Raw genomic sequence first — 20,173 nt, 5'->3', positions numbered from 1 at the left:
TCAACAGGTTGGCGTCTACGGCTACCACGTGTCGAGACTTCACAGGGCAGGATGCGAACATCAATAACCAGAGGATGGAAGCATGGAAGGTACTTCTGCAAGTCCCCAGCGACACAATGCAGCGCAGCGTTCGGCGCACATTCGCGAAGTGGTGTTGGCCAAGGGGGTCGAGCTGCGTAGGCGTTTTCCGATTCTTAACCATCAAGATGCCTTGGGCGCGGCCATCCTTGCCTTCGCGCTGGCGGGGATGATCGGCTCGGCAGCGCTCTATCTCGGTGGCTACATGGCAGGGTGGGTGTGCCTGCTGCTCAACGCATTTTTCGCTTCGCTGACCCATGAACTGGAACACGACCTGATCCATAGCATGTACTTTCGCAAGCAGCGCGTGCCGCACAACCTGATGATGGGTTTGGTGTGGCTGGCGCGGCCAAGCACGATCAACCCGTGGATTCGCCGGCAGTTGCATCTCAACCACCACAAGCTGTCCGGCACCGAAGCAGATATGGAAGAGCGGGCGATCACCAATGGCGAACCCTGGGGCATCGCCCGGTTGCTGATGGTCGGCGACAACATGATGTCGGCCTTTATCCGCCTGCTGCGGGCCGGGACCTGGGCGCACAGATTCAGCATCTTCAAGCGCGTGCTCAAGGTCTACGCGCCGCTGGCGTTGCTGCATTGGGGAGCGTGGTACGTGTTCCTGGGCTTCCATGCCGCCAATGGCGTCGCCGCCGTGTTGGGCACGAGTGTCGAGTGGTCGGCGACCACGCTGGCGGTGATGCAGGTGATCGACATCGCGGTGGTGGTGATCATCGGGCCGAACGTATTGCGCACTTTTTGCCTGCATTTCATCAGTTCGAACATGCACTACTTCGGCGATGTGGAACCGGGCAACGTGATTCAACAGACCCAAGTGCTCAACCCCTGGTGGCTGTGGCCGATGCAGGCGTTCTGCTTCAACTTCGGCAGCAGCCACGGCATTCACCATTTTGTGGTGAAGGAGCCGTTCTACATCCGCCAGATGACCGTGCCGGTGGCGCACAAGGTCATGCGTGAAATGGGCGTTCGGTTCAATGATTACGGCACTTTTGCGCGGGCCAACCGCTTTGCACTCAAGGAGGACACGGCGATGGAGGAGGTGCGCACGGCCCAGGCCTGATCGATGACCCCGGAAACTCAACGAAGCACTCGTCATCAATCTGACCCAAACGGGCGTTAGGTTTGGAGGTTATCGGGTGGTTCAGCTTGATATGCGTAATTGGCCTAAGCAGGTAATTAAATATTCCTTTATCGGATATCCGTTTCAGCCAATCATCACCTCATCAGATTTGAGTTTTCCGGGGCCGTCTCCTTGGCAGGGTGCGGTCCCTTTTTTATTCCTTGGATAACCCCCGCAAACCCTACCCCTGTAGGAGCGAGCTTGAACTGGTCAAGTAATCTTGGACACTGATTACGGTTCACGCCGCCAATCTTTCCTTCACGACCGGCGACCTGTAGTCGTTATAGCTGTGAGGCCTGCTGATGTTGTAGCGCGAGACATAGCGCTGCACATCTGCCCGGGCCTCATGCTCCAGTTTGTAGCCCGTTTCAGGCACCCACTCGGACTTCAAACTACCAAAGAAACGCTCCATCGGGGCATTGTCCCAGCACTCGCCTTTACGGCTCATACTTTGCCTGAACCGATGTTTCACAAGCGCATTTCGGAATTTATGGCTGGTGTACTGGCAACCTTGATCAGAATGAAACAACACATCCTGGGGATGGCCGCGCAGCTCAACCGCCATGCGTAGCGCTTCGCAGGTCAGGTTGGCATCAGAAATCATCGAAAACGACCACCCTACGATCCTGCGAGCGTACAGATCCAAAACGGCGGCGAAGTACATCCACCGCTTGCCGACCTTGATGTATGTCACGTCGCCACACCACACCTGATTAACCGCCGTCACATCAAATTTTCGCTTGAGCACGTGCGGCGCCACCAAGGCCTCCACACCCGGCGACTTGTACTTATGGCGCCGGCGCTGACGACTAGCGATGCCAGCTTCGCGCATCAAACTGCGAGCCATATAACGCCCGATACGATGCCCTTTGGCTTGTAGCTCCTTGGACAAAGTACGTGCGCCGGCCGACTCTCTGGACGCCTTGTGGTGCCTGACCAACGCGGCTTTGAGCTTGTCCCGTTCAGGATTTGCTCTGCCTTGGCGCTGGCGCCAGGCGTAAAAGCTACTGCGGTTGCCCCCAAACGCCCGGCAACACTTTTTAACGCCGTACTGCTCGCCCAGCTCATCGATCAGCGTGAATGATCTTTGGCGTCCAAAAGCAGGAGAGCACTGGCCTTTTTTAGGATTTCGATATCCAGGTCTTTCTCTCTGAGCAGAGCTTTGAGTCTCTGGATTTCTCGTTGATCAGCGGTAATCGCCTTGGCCCCCACCGGAGTCGAGCCCAAGCGCTCTTTTTGCACTTGATCAACCCAACGGCGCAGGGCTGTGGGGCCGATATCCAGGCTGGCACAGACTTCGGTAACCGGCTGACCTTCATCCAACACCATGCTGGCAGCCTTGAGCTTGAACTCACTCGAATAGGATTTACGCATATCCAAACACCTCAGATTTGGGCGCTATCATAGCGCCCGATTGAAGTGTCCAAAATCATTAGGCCAGTTCAGCTTGCTCGCGATGGCGCTGGGTCAGCTAGCATCATCGAGGATTGATACACCGCTATCGCGAGCAAGCTCGCTCCTACAGAGGCTTTCTTATATTCGATAGGTCTTAATAAATAGCTTCTTATTCCTTAACGAATATAACTCTCCTCCCTATACTCGGTCAGCAACAGACACGCAGCAGGAGAGTTCCCCATGCGCAACGAATCCATCCGTTACCTGATTGTGCCGGGCTGGCAAGGATCGCCAGAAGATCATTGGCAGTCCCATTGGCAAAACAGCTTGCCGAACAGCGCGCGGGTGGAACAGGCCGACTGGCTGACGCCGCGTCGTGAAGACTGGGTGGCGGCGCTCGCCGAGGCGATTGCTGCCGACAGTACGCCGGTGATCCTGATCGCCCATAGCCTGGGGTGCATTACGGTCGCGCATTGGGCGGCCACTGCGCCGCTGAATTTCTTGCGTCAGGTACGCGGGGCCTTGCTGGTTGCACCGGCCGATGTCGAGCGTCCAGCGTGTGCGCCAGCGCTGCGCAACTTTGCGCCGATTCCGACCGATCTCTTGCCGTTCCCCAGCCAGGTCGTCAGCTCCGACAACGACAGCGCCGTCAGTGCGCCGCGGGCCTTGGAGCTGGCGCGCAACTGGGGTGCCGAGGCGGGAATCCTCTCAGGTGCCGGGCACATCAACGTGAAGTCCGGTCATCAGCGTTGGGAGCAGGGGTTTGCCTATCTGTACCGCCTGCAGAACCGCATGGAACATCACGCGCTGCGTCGCGCTTGAGCCCTTTATATTTTTAAAACGCCCCCCCGTCTCCCGGCGGTTTGGGGCGGGAGTCTGCCATGAGTCTTGAAATCTTCGGCCAGCCGCTGCTGACCTTCCCCGACGCCGAAAAAAGCCCCCTGAGCATCCGCGCCAAGGCGCTGGTGTTCGTCGATCCGCGCTCACGCCAGCTACGCGAAGAACTGGAGCAACTGGCACCGCGCGAGGTCTCGGTACTGATCCGTGGCGAAACCGGTAGCGGCAAGGAATTGCTAGCCCGGCATATCCATCGTGCCAGCGATCGTGGCGGGTTGTTCGTGTCGGTCAATTGCGGGGCGATCAGCCCGACCTACGCGGATGCTGAATTGTTCGGTTATGCGGCAGGCAGTCATAACGGCTCGGCGAGCAGTCGTGCCGGGTGGTTCGGGTCGGCCAATGGCGGCACGCTCTACCTGGACGAGATCGGCGACCTGCCGCTGCCAATTCAGACCAAGCTGCTCGCGGCGCTGGAAAACCACGAAGTCACCCGCGTCGGCGCCACCCACCCCAGCCCGGTGGACGTGCGCCTGGTGGCGGCGACCAGCATCGATCTGGCTCAGGCAGTGGCGGCTGGAAAATTCCACGAGCGGCTTTACCACTACCTCAGCGAAGGCCAACTCGAATTGCCGGCGTTGCGTGAGCGGGTTGGCGACATCCTGTCGCTGTCCGAGTACTTCCTGGGCATCTACAGCCAGCGTCTGGACCTGCCCGTGCCGCTGATCAGCGAGTCCGCGCAGCGGGTCCTGGAGCGCCACAACTGGCCCGGCAATACTCGCGAGTTGGAGAACGTGATCCACTTTGCGCTGTTGGTCAGCAGCGGCGACGAAATCCTTCCGGAGCATCTGAATCTGCCCACGACATCGCCGTCTGTGCCCGTTATCCAGAACTTGATCACCCAAGTCCTGAAAATGGGAGACGCCTGCGATCGTGAGGCGTTAATTCAATACCTTCGTAGTTTGAATATTTAACGCGCCGATCGTTCGTCATCTATTCCATTGTTGTGTTTGGAAAATGTTGTAATGCGGGCGTAACAATTTTTCCTGCGTGATCGGTGGTGGCCCTGTCGTATTCTTTTTCCTTGTGGATATTTGATATCCAAAACGACTAAATTGTTTAAGGAAAAAGATTGTAATGGACTTCATTAATAATGACGCGGCGACCATTCCGGATATTGACGACGTTCGAAGTTCCGGTCATGCCCTGGAGTCATATGCACTTGCCGATGCGGGGATGGCACCGAACTGGATAGAGCTAAAACACTTTGGCGTATTTTCCGCCTGGGGAGGAAACCGTCTCTACGCCAATGGCCGTCAGCAATTGAAACTTATCGTTGTCGTACAGGCTGTCGGTTCAGATTACAAAGTCGTCAAGCTTTCCCGGGAGGAGGTGGAGAGCATCCACTTAGTGGATGCTTACACGAACACGGCACTGCCGATCGATACCATCCACGATGGTGAGCGCGCTTCCTGGAAATGCTCGCTGGCGCGCAATGAAAGATTCCAACCCTTTCCTTACTCTGGCGATCTGCAGGGCCCCGATACGCGTGGTAAGGACACGGTGCTGAAGGAGTTCTTTGTCAGCAGCAACAGTTTGGAGCCTATCAAGCTGGTGGCCGCCATTACGCGTTCGGATGGCAAAGTATTTTATTCGCAAGACACTGCAGAATACGGCCATATCAGTCTTAATACGGTTCCACCTGCAACTTATCGCAAAGAACAATACAGATTGAGTCGTTCATCGGTTTACCTGCCAGCGACGCAGAATGTCGCCAAAGTAGACCGTTATGTACTGGACCTGATACTCGAGCAACGTCATTTGAAGTTTGTCGAGTGCAACATGCCCTTCAAATTGCAAGCCCGCAGCAACCATCATGACTACCTTGGGTATTATGTTGTTCCCTATTTCAATGGCGGCAAGGCCGACAGCGATCTTTGGGCCACCTGGGAAACTGCAGATCACGTTGCGGCGAGTGATGACGAGTCTGGGAGAATGGTTTTCCTGTTGCACTTTGCAAAAAAAGGCGGACGCGGTCAGATTCGGTCCGATTCATTTCAGGCCAAGGCTTATCTTCGGGATATGTTCGGCAATCAGCATGTACTCAACATCACGTTGAATATGGCCGATCCGTCGATCATCGAGATCAATTAATCACCCATCAAAAGGACAGGATGATGAGTTCAGCAGGGCAGCAATTAGAATCGAGTGCTTTCAATTTCTCTGAATATATCCAGTCCGGTGTCGATGTACGCACCGGGTCTTACAGTACCCGTCTGAAACTGGCGGGCTGGACCGCGAATGAGGGTAATGGCCCGCACCTCCCCTTGCAGGTGTCGTTCGACAGTTTCCGTGCGACGGACCTGGGGTGGGGGCGCGGCTGGTCGCTGAGCCTGAGCTCCTTTGATCAGAAGACCCATCGGCTCACCCTGGCCAGTGGCGTTTCCTATCGCCTTTTCATCGACAACGGCCAGGTGATCGTCAAGGACAAGAAGCTGGAAAATACCCGGGTCACCCTTGATGGCGACAAGCTGGTGGTCAGCCATCTGGACGGGACCATCGAGGTGCTCTCGCGACCGGACGACACCTATGACGAGTGGCTACCCGAGCATGTCTACTCCAATGAAGGTCGCTCGATCAGCCTCAGCTACGGGCTGGTACGGGGGCGCCGGCTGTTGAAAGAGATTCGTGATCAGCAGCACCGCGCGGTGCTGCTCGATTATGAAAGCGAAGATCAATCAGCCAGCATCATTCTTTGGCCGGACATTGCGCAAAGACGCCTCGGTTTCAGTTTCCGGGTGCGCGATGGATGGCTCCGGCAGATAGACCTGGATGACGGCTCCGACACGGAGATGAGCTGGTCGTTCGACTACCAATTGCTCAACGGCCTACTGGTCATGACCGATGTCAGATCCCCCGGCGGGAGCTTCGAAAGGATCGAGTACGAGCCGCAGGGTCATCGCTTGCCCTTGGACGCGCCGGTCAAATCGATCCCGGCCGTCAGGCGCCGAGTGCTGGCTCCAGGCGCGGGGCGTCCACCCATCACCCACGCCTACGAGTACTCGGCCGCCAACTTCCTGGGCTTTCAGTCCGGCCTGCGCTGGACGCAAGACGGCGATGTTCTGGCGAGTCACGGCGGACCCTACACCTACACCTGTACCGAGCGACTGATGAACACGCAGGGAAGTGAAGGGGTCGAGGAAAGCCGTACGCAAAGAACCTACAACCGCTTTCACCTGATGATCGAGGAAAAGCACATCGCAGGCCGGAAAGCACAGCAAACGAACGTGACTTATCACGACGTCGATGGCCTGGCTTTCGCTGATCAGCCGGCGAATTTCCAGATGCAAAAAACCTCGGCCGTCACGTACTCCGACTCCGCGGCCAACACCCCACCCAGAACCGAAACCACCCACACGAGCTACGACGTATTCGGCAATCTGCTGGTCAAGATCAACCCCAGCGGTGCGCGTGAGGATTACCTTTATTATCCGGCCGAGGGCGCCCAGGGCTGCCCCGCCAACGCGCTGGGATTCATCTCGGCGCTCAAGGAACGCGCGGTAACGCCATCGCCGGACTTTGCCCCGGCGCAGACCGTTCGGGTGCGTTTTACCTACATTGATCTGCCGTCTTTGCGCAGGGGTGGCCATCGCTTCCTCCTGCCTCAAAGCGAAAAGCTGTTCGAAGGTGATCAGACCCAGGCGCGTCTGGACACGCGTTTCGAATATCACGATGACACGGGCCATGAATTTTTCGCACGTGTCAAACAGCGCTCGCTGGTCGGACAGTCCGAGGCTCGTGCGCTGGAGTCGGCGTATTCAATCGAAGGGGACTACGTAAAGACCCTCGAAACGTTGGTGGTGTCAGGCCATCGTCACGTGCGTGAAGTCTGGCACGACCGGCTCACCGGGCTCGAATGCAGGGCTCGGGATGCAGGCGGGAATGAACTCATCCGGCAATACGACCGCATAAGCCGTGTGATTCGGCAGACGGTGGCCTCCAATCAATCTTCGCAGGGGTCGCGGACCACGGCTTACCTCGCGGATGGCGAACAGGGCCTGCGCATCGATGTTACCAGCGTCAGGGGCGTATCGAGCAAAACCTGGGTGGATGGGTTGGGGCGCACCCTCAAGGTCGAGCTTCAGGATGTCGACGCCCCAAGCCAGCCGATGCGCCGGGTCCATGAGGCCGAATACGATCATGCAGGCCGGCTGACAAGCGAAGTCAGCCACGATTGGTCGGGTGAACAGTCGACTCCTTCAGCCACTAGCTATCACTACGATGGATGGGGGCGTGTCTGCAAAACCGTAGCGCCCGAGGGGGTCATTACCCACGATGTGTTCGACCCGGTGGCGATGACGCGGACTCGCTGGATCGATGGCGCCGGCAAGACCCGCACGACCCTGAACGTGTTCGGCAAGCCTGATCGGGAGGAGCGTCTTCAGACCCAGGGATCGGACGAGGTCAGCCGCGTAGTTGCAACCTTTTCCTACGACGGTTTGGGACGATGCGTGCGGCAAACCAACGAAGCAGGGGCCGAGACGCGATTCAGGTATGACGTGTTCGGTCGCGTGATCGAAACAGTGCTGGCCGATGGCACCTCGATAAAAAAGCAATACAGCCCCTTGAGTACTGGCGAGCATCCGATCGCGATCAAGGCCAACGACTATCTGCTGGGCACGCGCACGTATGACGGTCAGTTTCGTGTCACCCGTGAAACCGTCGGCGGCAGAAGCCAAACCAAGCGCTACGAGGGGGGATATTTGCAAGCCTGTGAACAGGTGACGGCAGCCGGCGACCGTTTCACCTTTACCCTCGATCCCCTGCTCAATGGAGCCGTCACCGCGCGCGAAGGTGCGCATGCGCAGTCTGCGAGGTTCCGCTTTGATCCCTTGACCGCGCAGATCGTCGAAGCCGCCAGTCCGGTCATTCAGCGACGGGTTGAATACGCGCCTTCCGGTCAGATGAAATCCGAAACCTGGCGTTCAAGCGACAGCCGTTTCAGCAACGCCATCAACCGTTCGTTGAAGGGCCTGCCGACCCGATTTACGGATGTCAACAATGTGACCACGACTTACACCTATGATGCCGCAGCGCGACCTGTGCTCATTCAGCAGGGCTCGGTAGTGGCGAAGTACACCTATGACCCGCAAGGGCAGGTTCTGACACTGGCGCTCGAGGATACCGCTTCGCAACGCTCCGTGAAGACGACGCTGACCCACGACCCGTTTGGGCGCGAGATCAGGCGTATCTCTGAGTTCGGGTCCGGCGCCCGGCTGGAAATCCTCCAGACGTTTGGTGCCGACGATAAGCTGCAACAGCGCTCGCTGACCTGTGGTGCAGCCACTCGCAGCGAAACCTTCGCCTACGACCTGCGCGGACGATTGACGCGTTATGACTGCCAAGGTACGAACGCCCCGACCGACGCCTGGGGCAAGCGCATCGCGTTTCAAGTCTTCACCTATGACTACCTGGATAACCTGTCGACGGTGCTGACCGGTTTCGAAGGAGAGGAAAACCTGTGCACGTTTTCCTACGATCGCCCTGACAAAACCCAGATGAGCGCGTTGACCCACAGCCATCCGGACTATCAACCTCGGAACGTGACATTTGAATACGACACCAATGGCAATTTGCTCAATGATGATCAAGGACGCACATTTAAATACGACGCCTTGAGTCGGCTCGAGTATGTGATGGGCCTCGGCGACGGCTCGCACTATCAGTTCGATGCCGAAGATCAGTTACATGCGGTGGCCTCCGACGCTGGCTCGTTGCTCAGGTTCTTCTACAACGAGCGGGCATTGTGCAGCGAAGTCGAGGGCGGGCAGCGGCGCAGTCTGCTGGAAAATGGCGGGATGGTATTGGCCGAGCGACAAGGTGACGAGGTCGTCTTGTTCATGACGGACGGGCAGGGCACATCACTCGGGCGCGTGGGATCTGCGGACGAGCCCTTTTTGTCCCACACCCCCTTCGGTGATCGTCCTGCCTCGAGCGGGCTGGGCAGTCTGCCAGGATTCCAGGGTGAGCGGCTGGACCCATCCACCGGCTGTTATCTGCTCGGAAGGGGCTACCGGCCCTACAACCCGCGCCTGATGCGATTTTGCAGCCCTGACAGCTGGAGTCCCTTCGAGGGCGGCGGCATCAATGCTTATGCCTATTGCCTGGGCGACCCTGTCAATCTCAAGGATCCGACCGGGCATATCTCGGCGTGGGGATGGGTGAAAATCGGTGTCACGGCGGCGCTGACGGTAGCCTCGGTTGCATTGACGATCGTCACCCTGGGCGGCGCGGCGCCGCTGGTGCCGATTTCCGCGAGCTCCTTTGCGTGGCTGGCGATCGAAGCGGTCAGCGGCGCGATTTCGATTTCCTCCAGCATTGTCGACGAGTTGGCACCGGACACCCTCGGCGCCGAGATTCTCACCTACTCCTCGTTGGCGTTTGGGTTGTTTGCCTTGAACGCCTCCGTGGTTGCAAAGTTTAGCAACAAGGGCATTGGCTATGCGGTGAAGAAAAGCGTCGAGTCCCTGGAAAGCGTGGCGATGGCGCAACGCGGCGCTGCACGGGTCGCGGTGGGCCGACGGCAGTATGGCGCGCTTTCCACGGCCAACGCGGCGCTGAGAAACACGACGAAACTGCAGCGTCGCCTCGATCATCTGCTGACGGCTAAACCCATCACCAGCGCGGTGAGCGTCATTTCAAAGAGCGCGTTCGTCGTTGCCTATTCTGAGAAATACGCCGCCAAAGCCGACCAGTTTCTTGAGGACAATATCCCCTCGCTGTCGCAAGAGTTCAGCCTTCAGGATCTTCGGCAAGATGTCATTGACGGCCTCGAAGGTTTCGCCCAGGAGATTGGCGATCGTATTTCCAGTCTGCGCGCAGAGTAAGCGCTCACAAATTTGCACGTGAGCAAAATGGAATATAAGAGTGAATAAAAGTTATTGTTCGGGAATATAAAATCCCGGTATTGTCCGCTCCACGCCAGCGATAGCACATCACTGGCACACGTACTAAAGCCGTCGTCGATGACGACCGTGATTTTCGATAAGGACACTGCATGAAAAAGGTTCTGTTGTTCACCGCATTGGCGGCTGCCCTGACCACGGGCCTGGCCCAGGCTGGCGAGAAACTGGTGGTGGCGGCCACCCCGATCCCGCACGCCGAGATTCTCGAGTTGATCAAGCCAACCCTCGCCAAAGAAGGCGTGGACCTGGAAATCAAAGTGTTCACCGACTACGTTCAGCCCAACGTACAGGTTGATCAGAAGCGCCTTGACGCCAACTACTTCCAGACTCTGCCATACCTCAAGAGCTTCAACGAAGGTAAAGGCACACACCTGGAAACCGTGATCGGCGTTCACGTTGAACCGTTCGGTGGTTACTCGAAGAAAGTCAAAACCCTGGCTGAACTCAAAGACGGCGCGACCATTGCGATCCCGAATGAAGGCAGCAACAGCGGCCGTGCCCTGATCCTTCTGCAGAAGGCTGGCCTGATCGAGTTGAAAGACCCGAAAAACGCCCTGGCCACTCCGAAAGACATCGCCAAGAACCCGCACAACTTCAAGTTCAAGGAACTGGAATCGGCCATGCTGCCACGTGTTCTGGACCAGGTTGACCTGGACATGATCAACACCAACTACGCACTGGAAGCTGGTTTGAACCCGGCAAAAGACGCGCTGGTGATCGAGGGTGCCGATTCGCCTTACGTGAACTTCCTGGTGGCCCGTCCGGACAACAAGGACAGCGTCGCCATCCAGAAACTGGCCAAGGCATTGACCAGCCCGGAAGTGAAAGCGTTCATCGAGAAGAAGTACAGCGGCGCAGTACTGCCGGCGTTCTGATTCAACGCAACATCGAACCCCTTCAGGGTTTAAAACGCCGACGGCTTGCACAGCGTCGGCGTGCTCGTTCCCGCCTCAGGCCACCCCGGCCTTCAATGCCCTGCGCAACGCCACCAGCAGTTTCAGAATGTCCTGCGGGTCCAGGCGTTTCGGTGTTCTTACGTCAGCCATATTGTTCTTCCTTGTGATGTGAGGCCAGGGGCTGGCCAACGCTGTGCGTCCTTGGAGGGCCGAAGTGAACAATCCCTCCCGCAGCGCTTGGAAAAGTAGTCGTGATCCGGCATTCCAGCAAATTCGCAGGATAGGTTTTTGCGTGATATCGATATGCTTTAACGGTATTTAAAATTAATTTCTTATACCTATAAAGTCGGTGCTTGCCGGGCAGTCATCCACTGCCCATGGACTGCACCACCGTCGCTTACCGAGCGGCGTCCAGGATGTTTCATGAACTTCGATTACGCCTTCATCCTCAGCACCCTGCCGGCGTTTCTCACCGCCGTGGGCGTGACCTTGCAGGTCGGCTTTATCGCCATCGGCACATCGTTGCTGGTGGCCGTGCTCAACGCAACGATCCTGGTGTTCCGCACGCCTTACCTGCGGCGCCTGGTGGGGATTTACGTGGAGCTGGCGCGCAACACACCTTTGTTGATCCAGCTTTTTTTCGTGTACTTCGCGCTGCCGGCGCTGGGAATCAAGGTCTCTGGCTTTACCGCCGCGATCATCACCATGACATTCCTGGGCGGTGCCTACCTCACCGAAGTGCTGCGTGCCGGGGTGGAAGCGGTGCCAGCGGCGCAATTGGAATCCGGACGCTCCATTGGGTTGTCCCACGGCCAGTTGCTGCGCTACGTGATCCTGCCGCAAGCCGGCATCCTCAGCCTGCCATCGTTGTTCGCCAATTTCATTTTCCTGCTCAAGGAAACCACCGTGGTCTCGGCCGTGGCGGTGCCGGAGATTCTCTACACCACCAAAAGCTACATCGCGCTCTACTACAAAACCTACGAAATGCTCGCCGTGCTGACGCTGATTTGCGTGCTGTTGTTTTTGCCGTTGTCGCTGTTGCTCAGCCGTCTCGAAAGGAGGCTCCAGCATGGCCAGTTCGGGTCTTGAGTTGTTGTGGGTATCGTTGCCGCAACTGGGCAAGGGCGCTGCGCAAACCCTGTCGATCTCCTTCCTGAGCATTGCCATCAGCACCGTGGGCGGCATTTTCTACGGTGTCCTGCGCACGCTCAACTCGAGATGGCTGAACGCGATTTTGCGGGTGTACCTGGAGCTGTTCAGAGCGATTCCGGTGCTGGTCTGGTTGTACCTGTTGTTCTTTGGGCTGCCCATTTTCTTCGGCCTGAGCATTGCGAGTTTTTGGTGTGCGGTGCTGGTCCTGTCGTTGTGGGGCGCCAGCGAGGTCGGCGAGGTGGTGCGCGGTGCTTTGCAGTCGTTGCCGCGTGGGCAGCGTGAAGCGGGGTTGTCGATCGGCCTGGATGGCGCGCAGCTCTACGGCTACGTGTTGTTGCCCCAGGCGCTGAAACGCATGACGCCACCGACCATCAACGTCTATACGCGAATCATCAAGACCAGTTCGCTGGCGGTGCTGATCGGTGTGGTGGACGTGATCAAGGTCGGCCAGCAGATCATCGAACGCACCTACGAATCGGTGCTGATCTATGGCGCGCTGTTCCTGTTTTTCTTTTTCATCTGCTACCCGCTGTCAGCCGCATCGCGTGTGCTGGAGCGACGCTGGACGCAAGCATGAGCGCACTGATCGAGTTCAAGGGCTTCAACAAGTTTTTCGGCGAGCAGCAGGTGCTCGAGGGCATCGATCTGCAGGTCAAGCCTGGCGAAGTGATCGTCATCCTCGGCCCCAGCGGTTGCGGCAAAAGCACCTTGCTGCGTTGCCTCAACGGCCTGGAGACCGCCCACGGCGGCAGCCTCAGGTTTGCCGGTCGCGAGCTGCTGGCCCCACGCACCGACTGGCGCGAGGTGCGGCAGCAGATCGGCATGGTGTTCCAGAGTTATCACCTGTTCCCGCACATGAGCGTACTCGACAACCTGCTGCTCGGTCCGGTCAAGGTGCAAAAACGCGAGCGCCGTGAGGCGCGGTCTCAAGCCGAGGCCTTGTTGGCTCGCGTCGGTTTGCTGGACAAGCGCGACGTCTTTCCCCGTCAGCTCTCCGGCGGCCAGCAGCAACGAATTGCCATTGTCCGCTCGCTGTGCATGAACCCCAAGGTCATGTTGTTCGATGAAGTCACCGCCGCGCTCGACCCGGAAATGGTCAAGGAAGTGCTGGAAGTCATCCAGGGCCTGGCCCGAGAAGGTATGACGCTGCTGATCGTCACCCACGAAATGGCCTTCGCCCGCGCCGTGGCCGACCGAATCGTGTTCATGGATGCCGGGCGAATCCTTGAACAGAACCCTCCCGAGACTTTCTTTACGAACCCGCAAACCGCACGAGCGCAGCAGTTCCTGGAGAAGTTCTCCTACGTCGCCGCCCTACCGAAAACGACTCAAACAAAGGAACTGCCATGAAAACTGCCAAGTCTTCACTGTTGTTACTCCCGCTGCTCGGCCTTGCGTTGTTGGCCGGCTGCAATAAGACCGAAGAACCTGCCAAGCCGAAAGTGGCCAGCGAAAGCGCCGCACCGGCCGGTTACCTGGACAAGATCAAGGCGCGGGACAAGCTGATCGTCGGCGTCTTCACTGACAAGCCGCCGTTTGGATTCGTCAACGAGTCGGGGCGTTATGTGGGTTTTGATACCGACATTGGCCGCCAATTCGCCAAGGATTTGCTGGGCGATGAAAACAAGGTCGAGTTCGTTGCGGTCGAGCCGGCTAGCCGCATTCCATTCCTGCAGAGTGACAAGGTCGATTTGATCCTGGCCAACATGACCGTGACCCCGGAGCGCAAGGAAGCGGTGGACTTCACCAACCCGAACCTGAAAGTCGCGGTCCAGGCGCTGGTGCCACAAACCAGCGAAGTGAAAACCCTGGATGACTTGGCGAGTCGCACCACCATCGTCACCACCGGCACCACAGCGGACATCTGGCTGACCAAGAACCACCCGGACTGGAAACTGCTCAAGTTCGAGAAAAATTCCGAGTCCCTGCAAGCCTTGGCCAATGGTCGTGGAGACGCCTATGCCCAGGACAACCTGGTGCTGTTCAGTTGGGCCAAGCAGAACCCGGGCTACCGCGTGCTGCCGCAGACCCTGGGCGCCGAAGCGCCAATCGCCCCGGCGGTGAAGAAGGGCAACATAGAACTGCGCGACTGGGTCAACGCCGAATTGGCCAAGCTGGGTGAAGAGAAGTACCTGCTCAAGCTCTACGACCAGTACGTGCGCAAGGAGCTGAGCGATGACACCAAGCCTGAGAGCGTGATTGTCGAAGGCGGCAAGTGGCAGGGGTGATCAGTTTTCATTGATCGCCCCCGTCCCCTGTAGGAGCGAGCATGCTCGCGATGGTGGCACAGACACCGCGGGATATCAGGCAACCCGCGTTATCGTTGACGTCCATCGCGAGCAAGCTCGCTCCTACAGGGGAACGGCAGCGCAATATGTTTAACCAGCCAGGCACCTTTTGAACCCTGTTCTAAGCTCAGAGTCGTAACGCCATTGGCACGTTTGTCCAAGGCAAAAGGAGTCTGCATGGCTGGTCCGGGTTGGAAGTGTGTGGTGGGGCTTGGCCTGCTGGTCCTGTTGAGCGCCTGCGGTGAAAAACCCCAGGTCGAGAAGGACCGCCCGCGGGTATTCGTACAAGTGGTCAAACCGGCCGAATACGCCGCGACTGTGACCCTCACCGGTGATGTGCAGGCACGGGTCCAGACTGACCTGTCGTTCCGGGTCGGCGGCAAGATCATCCAGCGATCGGTGGATGTCGGTGATCGGATTTCGGCCAAGCAGGTGCTGGCCAGACTCGACCCGAAAGACCTGCAGAACAACGTCGATTCCGCCCAGGCCCAGGTGGTCGCCGAACAGGCGCGGGTGACCCAGTCCGCCGCCGCCTTCGTTCGTCAACAAAAATTGCTGCCCAAGGGCTATACCAGCCAGAGCGAGTATGACTCGGCGCAGGCCGCGTTGCGCAGCAGCCAAAGTGCGCTGAGCGCCGCCCAGGCGCAACTGGCCAATGCCCGTGACCAACTCAGTTACACCGCGCTGATTGCTGATGCGCCGGGGATCATCACTGCGCGCCAGGCCGAGGTCGGCCAGGTGGTGCAGGCAACGGTGCCGATTTTCAGTCTGGCGCGCGATGGAGGCCGCGATGCCGTATTCAACATCTACGAGTCGCTGCTGGCGCAGGAGCCGGACGACAAAACCATCGTGGTCAGCCTGCTCGACAACCCGGCGATCAAGACCACCGGCACGGTGCGTGAAATCACCCCCGCGGTCTCTGCGCAGACCGGGACGGTCCAGGTCAAGGTTACCCTCGACAGTCTGCCGGATGGCATGCAGCTCGGCTCGGTGGTCAGTGCGACCGCCAGGATTCCTGGCAAGTCCTCGGTCGAGCTGCCGTGGTCGGCACTCACCAAGAATCTCAGCGAGCCGGCCGTGTGGCGAGTGGACGAGCAGGGCGCTGCGCAATTGCAAACAGTCACCGTCGGTCGTTACCTGACGGGCAAAGTCATCATCAGTGACGGCCTCAAAGAAGGCGAAAAGGTCATCATCGCTGGCGGCCAACTGTTGCACCCGGGCGTCAAGGTCGAGATCGCCGAGAACACCTACAAGGACCTGGCCGAAGGAGCCCAGCCATGACGCGGATGTTACTGGTTGCCGTTGCGCTGATGCTGGCAGCCTGCTCGGACAAGGAGCCGCCGCCCGAGCCGGTACGCCCGGTGTTGTCGGTTGAGGTGCAGGCGCTGGACGAGCAAACCCTCGGGCGCTTTGCGGGCAACATCCAGGCTCGCTTTGAGACCAATGTCGGTTTTCGTATAGCTGGGCGCATTGCCAGTCGCAACGTCGACGTCGGCACGGAAGTGGAGAAGGGCACCTTGCTCGCCACGCTCGATCCCTCCGATCAGCAAAACCAGTTGCGCGCCGCGCAGGGTGATCTGGCGCAGGTCCAGGCGCAATTGATCAACGCCCAGGCCGATGCTCGACGCCAGCAGGAGTTGTTCGATCGCGGCGTTGGTGCCCAGGCCCAGCTGGACGAGGCGCAAACCAATCTTAAGACCACCCAGGCCGCTCATGATCAGGCGAAGTCAGCGGTCGATCAGGCCAAGGATGCGCTGGGTTATGTCGAACTGCGCACCGATCACAAGGCGGTCGTCACCGCGTGGAATGCCGAAGCCGGGCAAGTGGTGACAGCCGGCCAGCAAGTGGTGACCCTGGCGCAACCGGACATCAAGGAGGCGGTGATCGACCTGCCGGACACGCTGGTCGAGCAGTTGCCGGCTGATGTGGTGTTCAAGGTGGCAGTAGAGCTCGACCCGAGTATCAGCACCACCGCCACTGTGCGTGAAATCGAACCCCAGGCCGAGAGCGCCACCCGTACCCGTCGCGCACGCCTGACCCTCGCTGAGACACCGCCCGCTTTTCGCCTGGGCACCGCCATCAGCGTCACCCTCAGCTCGGCGATCGCGCCGCGCATTGAGCTGCCCCTGACGGCCTTGCAGGAAGTCGACGGCAAAACCCGGATCTGGGTCATCGATCAGCAGAACGCGACGGTTTCGCCCCGTGATGTGAACGTGGTCAGTCGTACCGATTCAACGATGGTCCTGGCCAGCGGTGTGAAGTCCGGCGATCGGGTGGTGAGTGCCGGTGTTAACAGCCTGAAGCCTGGGCAAAAAGTGAAACTCGATGAGGACAGCCCACGATGAAAGGGAGTTTCAACTTATCCGAATGGGCGCTCAAACATCAGTCGTTCATCTGGTACCTGATGCTGGTTGCGCTGCTCATGGGGGTGTTCTCCTACATGAACCTGGGGCGCGAAGAGGACCCTTCTTTCACCATCAAGACTATGGTCATCCAGAGCCGCTGGCCGGGGGCGACGCAGGAAGAAACCCTCAAGCAGGTCACTGACCGCATCGAGAAAAAACTCGAGGAACTGGACTCCCTCGACTATGTGAAAAGCTACACCCGACCCGGTGAGTCGACAGTGTTCGTGTTCCTGCGTGACACCACCAGCGCCAAGGACATCCCGGAAATCTGGTACCAGGTGCGCAAGAAGATCAACGACATCCGTGGCCAGTTCCCCCAGGGCTTGCAAGGTCCTGCGTTCAACGACGAGTTCGGTGATGTATTCGGTTCGGTGTATGCCTTTACCGCCGACGGTCTGTCCCTGCGCCAACTACGAGATTACGTCGAGCAGGTCCGTGCCGAGATCCGTGACGTGCCGGGGTTGGGCAAGATCGAGATGATCGGTGAGCAGGATGAGGTGCTGTACCTCAACTTCTCCACGCGCAAACTGGCGGCGCTGGGCATTGATGAGCGGCAGGTGGTGTCGAGCCTGCAATCGCAAAACGCCGTGACCCCGGCAGGGGTGATCGAAGCCGGGCCGGAGCGGATCTCGGTGCGCACCACCGGGCAGTTCGCCTCGGAAAAAGACCTGGCCAACGTCAACCTGCGGCTCAATGATCGCTTCTATCGCCTGGCGGACATTGCCGACATCAGCCGTGGTTACGTTGACCCGGCGAACCCGGAGTTTCGCTACGACGGTCATCAGGCCATCGGCCTGGCCATCGCCATGAAGAAGGGCGGCAACATCCAGGAATTCGGCAAGGCGCTGCACCAGCGCATGACCGAGCTGACCGCCGACCTGCCGGTGGGCGTCGGCGTGCACAACGTCTCCGACCAGGCGGCGGTGGTCGAGAAGGCGGTCGGCGGTTTCACCAGCGCGTTGTTCGAAGCGGTGGTGATCGTGATGCTGGTCAGCTTCGTCAGCCTGGGCGTACGCGCCGGCCTGGTGGTGGCTTGCTCGATTCCGCTGGTGCTGGCCATGGTCTTTGTGTTCATGGAATACAGCGGCATCACCATGCAGCGGATTTCCCTCGGCGCGTTGATCATCGCCCTGGGCCTTCTGGTGGACGACGCGATGATCACGGTGGAAATGATGGTCACGCGCCTGGAGATGGGTGAGACCAAGGAGCAGGCCGCCACGTTCGCCTACACCTCTACAGCTTTCCCGATGCTCACCGGTACGCTGGTGACGGTCGCCGGTTTCGTGCCCATCGGGCTCAACGCCAGTTCGGCGGGCGAGTACACCTTCACGCTGTTCGCGGTCATCGCTGTGGCGATGCTGGTGTCGTGGATCGTTGCCGTATTGTTCGCGCCGGTGATCGGCGTGCACATCCTCAGCGCCAAGGTCAAACCGCACAATGCCGAGCCCGGCCGCGTGGGTCGGGCCTTCAATTACGGCATGCTCTGGTCGATGCGCAATCGCTGGTGGGCGATCGGGATCACCCTCGCCCTGTTCCTGGCATCGGTCTATTGCATGAAGTTCGTGCAGAACCAGTTCTTCCCGTCCTCGGACCGCCCGGAAATTCTTGTCGACCTGAACCTGCCACAAAACGCTTCGATTGCCGAAACCCGCAAGGCGGTGGACAAACTCGAGGCGACGTTCAAGGACGACCCGGACATCGAGCGCTGGAGCACCTACATCGGCGAAGGGGCGATTCGTTTCTACCTGCCGCTGGACCAGCAATTGCAAAACCCGTATTACGCGCAACTGGTCATCGTCAGCAAGGGCCTGGAATCGCGTGAGGCCCTTAGCCAGCGTTTGCGTGAGCGCTTGCGCAAGGATTTTGTGGGTATCGGCAGTTATGTCCAGGCTTTGGAAATGGGCCCGCCGGTCGGTCGGCCGATTCAATACCGGGTCAGTGGCAAGGACATCGACCAGGTGCGCAAACACGCCATCGCCCTGGCCACGGAGTTGGACAAAAACTCCCACATTGGCGAGATCATTTATGACTGGAACGAGCCGGGCAAAGTCCTGCGCATCGACATCGCCCAGGACAAGGTGCGGCAGTTGGGATTGTCATCGGAACAGGTGGCCAACCTGATGAACAGCATTGTCGCCGGGGCGCAGGTGACGCAGGTCGATGACGACATCTACCTGATCAATGTCGTGGGCCGCGCGGTTGACGAAGAGCGTGGCACACCGGAGACCTTGCAGAACCTGCAGATCGTCACGCCCAGCGGCACTTCGATTCCGTTGCTGGCCTTTGCCACCCTGCGCTATGAACTGGAGCAGCCGCTGGTCTGGCGACGCGACCGCAAGCCGACGATCACCATCAAGGCGGCGGTGCGCGACGAGATTCAACCGACCGACCTGGTGACACAACTGAAACCGACCATCGATCAGTTCGCGGCCTCACTCCCGGTGGGTTACAAAGTCGCCACCGGCGGTACGGTGGAGGAGAGCGCCAAGGCCCAGGGCCCGATTGCCAAGGTCGTGCCGCTGATGCTGTTCCTGATGGCCACATTCCTGATGATCCAGTTGCACAGCGGACAGAAAGTGTTCCTGGTCGCCAGCGTCGCGCCGCTCGGGCTCATTGGCGTGGTGCTGGCGCTCATTCCCACTGGCACGCCGATGGGCTTCGTGGCGATTCTCGGGATCCTGGCGCTGATCGGCATCATCATCCGCAACTCGGTGATTCTGGTGACGCAGATCGATGCCTACGAAAAGGCTGGCTCCACGCCCTGGGATGCGGTGGTGCAAGCCACGGAGCACCGGCGCCGACCGATCTTGTTGACGGCGGCAGCGGCGAGTTTGGGGATGATCCCGATTGCCCGGGAAGTGTTCTGGGGCCCGATGGCTTACGCGATGATTGGCGGGATCATCATTGCGACGTTGCTGACACTACTGTTTTTGCCAGCGCTTTATGTGGCTTGGTACAAAATTCGAGAGCCAAAGTAGAGAAGCAGAGCGCTTCGCGCTCTATCGCGAGCAAGCCCGCTCCC

Annotated in this window: 14 protein-coding genes; 13 read left to right on the top strand and 1 reads right to left on the bottom strand. The window is 58.9% G+C overall.

The window, feature by feature from the left end; genetic code table 11:
- The first annotated feature begins 82 nt into the window (after positions 1 to 82).
- A complete protein-coding gene (locus tag AB4O36_RS25290; protein ID WP_460140545.1) occupies positions 83 to 1,156 on the top strand; it encodes a fatty acid desaturase in 1,074 nt (357 codons plus the stop codon).
- 298 nt (positions 1,157 to 1,454) lie between these two features.
- Here AB4O36_RS25290 and AB4O36_RS25285 read toward each other — a convergent pair.
- Positions 1,455 to 2,590, bottom strand: a protein-coding gene (locus tag AB4O36_RS25285; protein WP_460140388.1) for an IS3 family transposase whose coding sequence is annotated in 2 segments (ribosomal slippage) — positions 1,455 to 2,341 and positions 2,341 to 2,590 — 1,137 coding nt in all. Because the reading frame shifts where the segments join, the coding sequence is not laid out codon by codon here.
- Positions 2,591 to 2,851: 261 nt separating this feature from the next.
- Between AB4O36_RS25285 and AB4O36_RS25280 the strand changes: the two genes are divergently transcribed.
- The 12 genes from AB4O36_RS25280 to AB4O36_RS25225 all read left to right on the top strand — a co-directional run bounded on the left by AB4O36_RS25280 (position 2,852) and on the right by AB4O36_RS25225 (position 20,129).
- On the top strand, positions 2,852 to 3,433 hold the full coding sequence (locus AB4O36_RS25280) for an alpha/beta hydrolase (protein WP_414883324.1): 582 nt from the start codon (positions 2,852 to 2,854) through the stop codon (positions 3,431 to 3,433).
- Positions 3,434 to 3,492: 59 nt separating this feature from the next.
- Positions 3,493 to 4,419 carry a sigma 54-interacting transcriptional regulator gene (locus AB4O36_RS25275; protein WP_460119152.1) on the top strand — a complete coding sequence of 309 codons (927 nt, stop codon included), beginning with the start codon at positions 3,493 to 3,495 and terminating at the stop codon, positions 4,417 to 4,419.
- Positions 4,420 to 4,582: 163 nt separating this feature from the next.
- Positions 4,583 to 5,599 (top strand): hypothetical protein, encoded by a 1,017-nt coding sequence (locus tag AB4O36_RS25270; protein ID WP_460140544.1) that lies wholly within the window; start codon positions 4,583 to 4,585, stop codon positions 5,597 to 5,599.
- Between the two features lie 320 nt (positions 5,600 to 5,919).
- Positions 5,920 to 10,332 carry an RHS repeat domain-containing protein gene (locus tag AB4O36_RS25265; protein WP_460140543.1) on the top strand — a complete coding sequence of 1,471 codons (4,413 nt, stop codon included), beginning with the start codon at positions 5,920 to 5,922 and terminating at the stop codon, positions 10,330 to 10,332.
- A 170-nt stretch (positions 10,333 to 10,502) separates the two neighbouring features.
- Entirely contained in the window at positions 10,503 to 11,285 is a 783-nt protein-coding gene (locus tag AB4O36_RS25260; protein WP_095192416.1) for a MetQ/NlpA family ABC transporter substrate-binding protein, read from the top strand.
- Between the two features lie 444 nt (positions 11,286 to 11,729).
- On the top strand, positions 11,730 to 12,395 hold the full coding sequence (locus AB4O36_RS25255) for an amino acid ABC transporter permease (protein WP_460119146.1): 666 nt from the start codon (positions 11,730 to 11,732) through the stop codon (positions 12,393 to 12,395).
- Entirely contained in the window at positions 12,376 to 13,035 is a 660-nt protein-coding gene (locus AB4O36_RS25250) for an amino acid ABC transporter permease (RefSeq protein ID WP_460119144.1), read from the top strand. The genes AB4O36_RS25255 and AB4O36_RS25250 overlap by 20 nt, the downstream gene beginning before the upstream one ends.
- Positions 13,032 to 13,808 carry an amino acid ABC transporter ATP-binding protein gene (locus AB4O36_RS25245; RefSeq protein ID WP_460119142.1) on the top strand — a complete coding sequence of 259 codons (777 nt, stop codon included), beginning with the start codon at positions 13,032 to 13,034 and terminating at the stop codon, positions 13,806 to 13,808. The genes AB4O36_RS25250 and AB4O36_RS25245 overlap by 4 nt, the downstream gene beginning before the upstream one ends.
- Positions 13,805 to 14,686, top strand: a complete 882-nt coding sequence (locus AB4O36_RS25240) for a transporter substrate-binding domain-containing protein (RefSeq protein WP_460119140.1) — start codon at positions 13,805 to 13,807, stop codon at positions 14,684 to 14,686. Before AB4O36_RS25245 ends, AB4O36_RS25240 begins: the two co-directional genes overlap by 4 nt.
- A 237-nt stretch (positions 14,687 to 14,923) precedes the next feature.
- The gene (locus tag AB4O36_RS25235; protein WP_460119138.1) at positions 14,924 to 16,027 is read left to right on the top strand and encodes an efflux RND transporter periplasmic adaptor subunit; all 1,104 of its coding nucleotides are present in this window, start codon (positions 14,924 to 14,926) and stop codon (positions 16,025 to 16,027) included.
- Positions 16,024 to 17,091, top strand: coding sequence for an efflux RND transporter periplasmic adaptor subunit (locus tag AB4O36_RS25230; protein ID WP_460119136.1), 1,068 nt, complete (start codon positions 16,024 to 16,026; stop codon positions 17,089 to 17,091). The genes AB4O36_RS25235 and AB4O36_RS25230 overlap by 4 nt, the downstream gene beginning before the upstream one ends.
- Complete coding sequence (locus tag AB4O36_RS25225; protein ID WP_460140542.1) at positions 17,088 to 20,129, top strand: efflux RND transporter permease subunit; 3,042 nt, start codon at positions 17,088 to 17,090, stop codon at positions 20,127 to 20,129. The genes AB4O36_RS25230 and AB4O36_RS25225 overlap by 4 nt, the downstream gene beginning before the upstream one ends.
- Positions 20,130 to 20,173: the final 44 nt, after the last annotated feature.

It is taken from the genome of Pseudomonas sp. S2_E01 (assembly GCF_054668365.1).
The sequence above is the reverse complement of the archived record's forward strand: the minus strand, read 5'-3'. Positions and strand labels throughout refer to the sequence as shown.

Bases quoted from the DNA above. Each gene is read 5' to 3' on its own strand.
- AB4O36_RS25245 (WP_460119142.1), top strand. From the start codon at position 13,032: ATGAGCGCACTGATCGAGTTCAAGGGCTTCAACAAGTTTTTCGGCGAG.
- AB4O36_RS25290 (WP_460140545.1), top strand. From the start codon at position 83: ATGGAAGGTACTTCTGCAAGTCCCCAGCGACACAATGCAGCGCAGCGT.
- AB4O36_RS25275 (WP_460119152.1), top strand. From the start codon at position 3,493: ATGAGTCTTGAAATCTTCGGCCAGCCGCTGCTGACCTTCCCCGACGCC.
- AB4O36_RS25260 (WP_095192416.1), top strand. From the start codon at position 10,503: ATGAAAAAGGTTCTGTTGTTCACCGCATTGGCGGCTGCCCTGACCACG.
- AB4O36_RS25255 (WP_460119146.1), top strand. From the start codon at position 11,730: ATGAACTTCGATTACGCCTTCATCCTCAGCACCCTGCCGGCGTTTCTC.
- AB4O36_RS25230 (WP_460119136.1), top strand. From the start codon at position 16,024: ATGACGCGGATGTTACTGGTTGCCGTTGCGCTGATGCTGGCAGCCTGC.
- AB4O36_RS25270 (WP_460140544.1), top strand. From the start codon at position 4,583: ATGGACTTCATTAATAATGACGCGGCGACCATTCCGGATATTGACGAC.
- AB4O36_RS25250 (WP_460119144.1), top strand. From the start codon at position 12,376: ATGGCCAGTTCGGGTCTTGAGTTGTTGTGGGTATCGTTGCCGCAACTG.
- AB4O36_RS25280 (WP_414883324.1), top strand. From the start codon at position 2,852: ATGCGCAACGAATCCATCCGTTACCTGATTGTGCCGGGCTGGCAAGGA.
- AB4O36_RS25235 (WP_460119138.1), top strand. From the start codon at position 14,924: ATGGCTGGTCCGGGTTGGAAGTGTGTGGTGGGGCTTGGCCTGCTGGTC.
- AB4O36_RS25240 (WP_460119140.1), top strand. From the start codon at position 13,805: ATGAAAACTGCCAAGTCTTCACTGTTGTTACTCCCGCTGCTCGGCCTT.
- AB4O36_RS25225 (WP_460140542.1), top strand. From the start codon at position 17,088: ATGAAAGGGAGTTTCAACTTATCCGAATGGGCGCTCAAACATCAGTCG.